The organism is Devosia sp. (assembly GCF_034675085.1).
Taxonomy (GTDB): Bacteria; Pseudomonadota; Alphaproteobacteria; order Rhizobiales; family Devosiaceae; genus Devosia.
Window position 1 is genome coordinate 1 of sequence record NZ_JAUCDN010000298.1, and the last position, 3,970, is coordinate 3,970.

Annotated in this window: 4 protein-coding genes; all 4 read right to left on the reverse strand. The window is 67.9% G+C overall.

Annotation, left to right across the window (positions count from 1 at the left end):
- On the reverse strand, window positions 1–628 hold a 628-nt coding region (locus tag VDP82_RS15035), incomplete at its 3' end, for a precorrin-8X methylmutase (protein WP_323015647.1).
- Between the two features lie 2 nt (window positions 629–630).
- Entirely contained in the window at window positions 631–1,809 is a 1,179-nt protein-coding gene (cobG, locus tag VDP82_RS15040) for a precorrin-3B synthase (protein ID WP_323015648.1), read from the reverse strand.
- 81 nt (window positions 1,810–1,890) lie between these two features.
- A complete protein-coding gene (gene cobF / locus VDP82_RS15045) occupies window positions 1,891–2,628 on the reverse strand; it encodes a precorrin-6A synthase (deacetylating) (protein ID WP_323015649.1) in 738 nt (245 codons plus the stop codon).
- A gap of 4 nt (window positions 2,629–2,632) precedes the next feature.
- The gene (locus tag VDP82_RS15050) at window positions 2,633–3,652 is read right to left on the reverse strand and encodes a LacI family DNA-binding transcriptional regulator (protein WP_323015650.1); all 1,020 of its coding nucleotides are present in this window, start codon (window positions 3,650–3,652) and stop codon (window positions 2,633–2,635) included.
- Window positions 3,653–3,970 lie beyond the last annotated feature (318 nt).

Consider the following 3,970-nt stretch of genomic DNA (forward strand, 5'->3'; position numbering starts at 1 on the left):
GGCCCGGCCTCGCCAGGGCATTGAGGGCCGCCGCCGTCATGGCCGAGCCGCCCAGCCGCCCGCGCACCACGGCATAGGGCACGCCATAGGAGTTTTCGGCCAGCGCCGATTTGGATTCGGCGGCGCCGACAAAGCCTACCGGCATGCCAACAATGGCGGCGGGTTTTGGCGCGCCGTCGCGGAGGAGCTCAAGGAGGAAGAAGAGGGCGGTGGGGGCGTTACCGATGGCGACCACGGCGCCTTCGAGGCGCGGCAGCCACAGGCGCAGGGCGGCGGCGGAGCGGGTATTGCCGATCTCGGCGGCGAGGGCGGGCGTCCGGGGATCGCGCAGGGTGCAGATGACCTCATTTTCAGCCGGCAGGCGCGCAGCGGTGACGCCGCGAGCGACCATTTCGGCATCACAGAAAATCGGCGCGCCGGCCTCCAGCGCGGTGCGGGCGGCGGCGACGAAGCCGGGACCGAATTCGAAATGGGCGGCGGCCTCGACCATGCCGGCGGCATGGATCATGCGCACGGCCAATTCGGCCTCCGCCTCGGAAAAGCGCGCAAGATCCGCCTCGGCGCGGATGATGGCGAAGGACTGGCGATAAATCGCCTCGCCATCCTTGATGTAGTCATAATCGGTCATGGTCATCCCCGGCCGCCGGCCAGCGCGGCGGCGATCTGGTCGGCGCGCAGGCGTGCAACAGGCGTATCGCTTGCCCGGCCATTTATGACAAGGCCATAGCCATCCCTGCTGCCCACCAGCGTGATATCGGCAGGCCCCGGATGGGCGCAGCCCTTGGCGCAGCCCGAGACATGCAACCGGATGTCGCGGGGCATATGGGCGGCAAGCCCGGCCGCGTCCACGCGGGCAGCACTCTGCCCGGAGGCGCAGCCGGCGCTGCCGATACAGGCGCTGATGCGCAGGCGCGGATCATAGGGAGAGGCGATGAAACCCAGCTCCACCGCCGTTTCGGCCAGCGCTTCGGGGGCGCCAAGGGCGATAAGGGCATGATGAGGACCGAGGCGGAACTGGCCGATGCCCCGTTGCTGGCCCTGATCGGCCAGTTGGGCCAGCGCCTGCCAGCCAATGGCCCCGAAGGGGAGGGCGAGCCCGCGGGCATTGCCCTGCGCCAGGAGAAAATTGCCCACCGGCTGGCTGGTCGGCTGCATGACCGGGGCGGAGGGCGCGACAAGCCCGGCCAGCGCCCTATCCATGAAGGTGAGATCGCTGGCGCGGGCGTCGCGTCCCAAGGCGGCCAGCGCCGCAAGGACGATGGCGGCGCAGTCCTCGGGTCGCCGGGTGGTGCCCATCAGGGTTTCGGCGACAAGGACCAGCCAGCGATCGGGGGCGACGGCGACCAGGCGCAGGTCGGCCTTGAGCCGGGAAAGCCCGATCTGGCCATTGCCGTCGACGATGACGCTGACCTTGGGGCCGAGGCGGGATTGGTAGGGCGCCGACAGGGCCTTGATGGCGCGGGCGAGGGGGCGGGGATCGGCAAATTCGAGCGGGTCCTCGCCGGAAAGGGGAGGCACCTCGACCACGAGGCCGGTTTCGATGGCAACCAGATCGCGGATGGCGCGGGCGAAGGGGGATACGGCCTCGGGGATGAGGCCCCGCATTTGCAGATTGCCGCGCGCGGTGATTTCCACCGTGCCATTGCCGAAAGCGGCGGCGGCCTCGGCCAGTTGCCGCAGCATGGCGGGCGTCAGGCCCGGCCCGGCCAGCCGCAGCCGCGCCAGCAGGCCATCGCCGGTCTGCATCGGCGCCTCCAGCGTGGGGCAGGCGCCCCGGCGCTTCGGGGCAATGGGCAGGGTGATCGTCATGGCCCAGCTTTAGCGGATTGGCCGGGCAGGGGGAATGGCGGGGTCCGTTTGTTGATGGGGCATTGCGGCGCAGGCGGGAGCTTATCCCTGCCGTTTCCGCAGCAGATAGGTGTCCATGATCCAGCCATGACGGGCGCGGGCGGCCTTGCGGGCGGCGGCGATGGCGGGGGCGAGGTCGCCCAGCCGGCCGGAAAGCAGAATCTGGCTGGGCGTGCCGAGATAGGCGCCCCAGAAAATCTCTAGGTCCGGATCGGCATCGAGAAAGGCCGTGCGGCCATCGAGCATGACGACGGTATCGGCCGCCACCGGGCCGAGCTGGCGGCCGGTGGTGATGTGGACGGGCTCTCCGATGCGGTTGAGCGCGATGCCATGGGCGGCGGTGAGGGCCTGGATGGCGGTGATGCCGGGAACGATCTCGACCGCCAGCTCGGTATCGGCGCGCAGGCGCTCGAGGATGCGGATGGTGGAATCGTAGAGCCCCGGATCGCCCCAGACGAGGAAGGCGCCGGCGCCGTTCTCGGGGATTTCCGCGATGAGCGTGCGGAAGATATCGGCCAATGCGCCGTGCCAGTCATCGACGCCGGCCCCGTAATCGGGATTGGCGGCGTCGCGCCGGGGCACGGCATAGGCGAGGCTGCGGCTATTGGGATTGGCGAGGTGGCGGGCGAGGATATCGCGGCGCAGATCGGCCAGCTCGGCCTTGTCCGCGCCCTTTTCGGGAATGAACAGCACATCGGCGCGGTTGAGCGCCTTGATGGCCTGAACCGTGATGTGATCGGGATGGCCCGCCCCGATGCCGACGATGAGAATGGTTTTCATGGTGTCAGTCTTGCCCGATACGGGCCACTGAATTGCGCACAATCAGCTCGGGGCGCAAGAGCACTTCGCGGCGGCGGGCCGGCTTGCCTTCGAGCAGGGCCAGCAGCAGGTCCATCGCCTCCTCGCCGATCTTGAGACGCGGCTGCTTCATGGTGGTGAGCGAGGGGGTGACGAAGCTGGCGAAGGAAATGTCGTCGAACCCCATGATGGAAAATTGCCGGGGCAGGTCGTAGCGCCGGGCATTGAGCGATATGATGACGCCAAGCGCCGTGGCGTCGTTGACGCAGAAAAAGGCGGTGGGCAGCACGTCCCGCACGAACATGTGCTCGGTGGCGGCGCGGCCCGATTCGGTGGTGCCATCCCCGGCCAGGATCAAATGCGGATCGATGGCGATGCCATGGCCGGAAAGGGCCGCCTTGTAGCCCTGCTCGCGCAGCAGGTTGACCGCCTTGGCGGTGGAATGGCCGATAAAGGCGATGCGGCGATGGCCCTGCGAGATGAGGTGTTCGGTGGCGACGCGCGCGCCCTCGACATTGTCGACCCCGACAAAGGGAATGTCGCCGCCCAGCACCGGCTCGTTGACGGCAACCATGGGCGGCAGGCGCATCTCGCCGCTCGAATAGCCATAGGGCAGGTGGCCGGTGAACAGGATCAGGCCATCGGCCTGGTTGGAGCTGATGAAGCGCAGATAGTCGCTTTCGCGGGTGGCGTCGTTCTGCGTGTTGCCGATGAGCACGCCATAGCCGCGCTTGCTGGCCTCGGTCTCCAGGCCCACCAGGATGTTGGAGAAATTGGGATCGCCCACATCGGGGGCGAGGATGAGGATCATGTTGGAGCGCCGCATGCGCAGCGAGCGCGCCATGGCATTGGTGGTGTAGCCGGTGCGCGCTATGGCCTCGGTGACGCGGCGGCGCGTCGCGTCGGCCACCTTGGTGGGCTCGTTGATCGCCCGGCTGACCGTGGCGATGGACACGCCGGCGATTGCCGCAACATCCTCGATCGTGGCCAGTTTCTGGTGCTGCAAGATTGGCGCTCCGCCCCCCGCGCGATCCGGTTCTCCCCCGCGCCGCCCGCCTTTATCAGAATGCGGACGCCGCGCCATCGCCTCCTCCGGAAGGCTATACGGTTTTCCATTTGTGTAAACCTTTACATCGCCCATGAAAACCTTTACATCTTTTCCCATGGATGGAGGAACCGGCCGCCAGCGCCGCGCCCATCCGGGGAGGACGACCAGCATGAGCAGCGGCGAAGGCAGTTCCGTGCCGCCGATCCTGTCGGCGAACAGGATCTCCAAGTCCTTCGGTGAAATCCCGGTGCTGTTCAGCGTCGATTTCGACGTCCG

Bases quoted from the DNA above. Each gene is read 5' to 3' on its own strand.
- cobG (WP_323015648.1), bottom strand. From the start codon at position 1,809: ATGACGATCACCCTGCCCATTGCCCCGAAGCGCCGGGGCGCCTGCCCC.
- cobF (WP_323015649.1), bottom strand. From the start codon at position 2,628: ATGAAAACCATTCTCATCGTCGGCATCGGGGCGGGCCATCCCGATCAC.